At 37.1% G+C, this 2,203-nt stretch carries 2 protein-coding genes; both read left to right on the forward strand.

Going from position 1 to position 2,203, the window contains the following annotated elements; genetic code table 11:
• The first annotated feature begins 329 nt into the window (after positions 1–329).
• Positions 330–1,550 carry an outer membrane beta-barrel protein gene (locus E5A76_RS15305; protein ID WP_316247342.1) on the forward strand — a complete coding sequence of 407 codons (1,221 nt, stop codon included), beginning with the start codon at positions 330–332 and terminating at the stop codon, positions 1,548–1,550.
• A complete protein-coding gene (locus E5A76_RS15310; protein WP_081001658.1) occupies positions 1,547–2,086 on the forward strand; it encodes a polysaccharide biosynthesis/export family protein in 540 nt (179 codons plus the stop codon). The genes E5A76_RS15305 and E5A76_RS15310 overlap by 4 nt, the downstream gene beginning before the upstream one ends.
• The last annotated feature ends 117 nt before the right edge of the window (positions 2,087–2,203 follow it).

A 2,203-nucleotide genomic window follows, 5' to 3' on the forward strand; every position in this document is an offset into this window, starting at 1 on the left:
AAGCATATTTGTCATATAAAAAGAATAATATTATTTATTTTCTGAACCAGAAATAAACTTTTTATTCCACTGCAAAATAGTTTATCTGTTTGTAACACTATGATTTTATGACTATCATTACTTAGCTTCTAACTTTGAGAGGCAAGATACATTTATTATCTTGAGGTTGTAGCAAAATGGTAACTAAAGAGTATAAAGGCGTATCAAAATTTACTGCCTATCGTTATTTCTTAGTGGATTAATATAATTGTTACCTCAAAGATAAATACTCTTTAAATTTTCGTTGATCAGCTAAGCACTTTGGGAGCTTTAAACCTAAGGGCGGTAGCGTGTTTAAATCTGAGAATCAAAAAGACATGCGTGAAAAAATAGGACTGCTATTATTCTCTGGCTGCATGGCATTTCCTGTATGGGCCAACCCCCTACATGTAAAAGTCACACCTTTTGTCTTCTCTAAGTATTTAGTCAATGACAACATCACTCAAGTACCCAAAGATCCTATTTCATCGCCAATAATCGAGCTAACACCTGGCTTTATTATTAACGGCGAAAAGAGTACCAATACTTACGATCTAACCTATTACGCTAAAAAAGCGACATACCTAGACAGCAAGCAAGACGATTACACCGATCATAATTTAGAGCTTGATATCGAACAGCATTTCACAATGCGTAATAAAATAAAGTTCAAATATCAATATATTAAATCTCATGATGGTCGTGCTGATATTCGCGATGATCTACTGCCCTATGTCATAGAGCCAGTTAAATACGACGCACAGCACGGTATGCTCGATTATATCTATGGCGCACAATGGGCTCGTGGGCGATTAGAATTTGGCGCAGGCTTTAATACCAAACGGTTTAAAAATTATCGTCACTTACCAGGTGCCGCTGATTTATCATCAACCCGTTTTGATGACTTCAATGACATCCTACTCGAAGGCCAATTTACTTATCGTCCCTCAGATGTCAGTGAATTTTTTATCCGCGTAGAAAACCAAGACCGTACTTATTTATACAATCGTTTTGAAGGCAGTACGCTTGATAACAACACCAGTTATTTCTTTCTTGGCACCAAACTTGGGATCAACAAAGATACTCACGGTTCATTAATGCTAGGTTGGCAAAACAAAAGCTTTAGCCAACCAGACCGTCCTGCATTTAGTGGTTTATCATGGCGTGGGGATTTCTTTTGGTCCCCAGTTAAACACTCGACCTTTAGCTTAGAAACAAAGCGAGAAATTCTCGATCCTGATGCTAAAAACGATTATCGCAAAGAAACTTATTACAATTTTGCCTGGAAACATTTTTGGCTTAATCGTCTGTACAGCGAACTTAAGGCAGACTACTTAACCGATGAATATACCAGTGGCTTGAGAACCGATAAAACAACCGGTTATGAAGCCTCTATTGGCTATGTATTTAGAAATTACTTAACCTTTGTCACGGGATGGACAAAAGAAAGTAATCGCTCCACGGTGTCAGAAAACGATTACGACCAAAATATTGTGTATTTTTCCGCTAATTTTAAATTGGATTCACTATGATAAATAAACTAAAAATGTGTTTGTGCTTCCTATTCCTCACATTGACAACCCATGTCTATGCCGCACAAATTGATACTGCACATTACCTTTTATCGCCTGGTGATAAGATCCAAATTAAAGTCTATGGCGAAGACAATTTAACCTTTAATGAACTGCTTATTCCTGAGAGTGGCCAGATAAATTACCCCTATTTAGGTTCGGTAACTGTCGCAGGTAAAACCTTGACCCAAGTGAAAGATGAAATCACCCATGGCTTAAAAGGTGATTACTTACTCGATCCGAAGGTGATGGTAAATTTACTTAACTTCAAGCAAATCTATGTTGGTGGCGAAGTCAGACGCCCAGGCGGTTATGAATACCAACCTAATTTAAGTGTAGAGAAAGCAGTGGCGCTCGCAGGTGGTTTCACTGATCGTGCAGACACTGACGATATCACGATTAAAGACGCGAATAATAAACTGAAAACAGATGATGCCAGTATCAATATGGAAGTTGAACCCGGTGATATCATCGTTGTGGGACAAAGCTTTTTCTAATTTTTATTGAGTTAAATTAATATGTTATTTAAATCACCAGAAGAGTTGGTTGTAAAAGACGAAACGATTAATTTCTCTTAATATTTTAATCGCATTAAAAGTAATTGGATTTGGATT

The sequence above is a fragment of the Photobacterium lucens genome (assembly GCF_009873615.1).
GTDB lineage: Bacteria > Pseudomonadota > Gammaproteobacteria > Enterobacterales > Vibrionaceae > Photobacterium > Photobacterium lucens.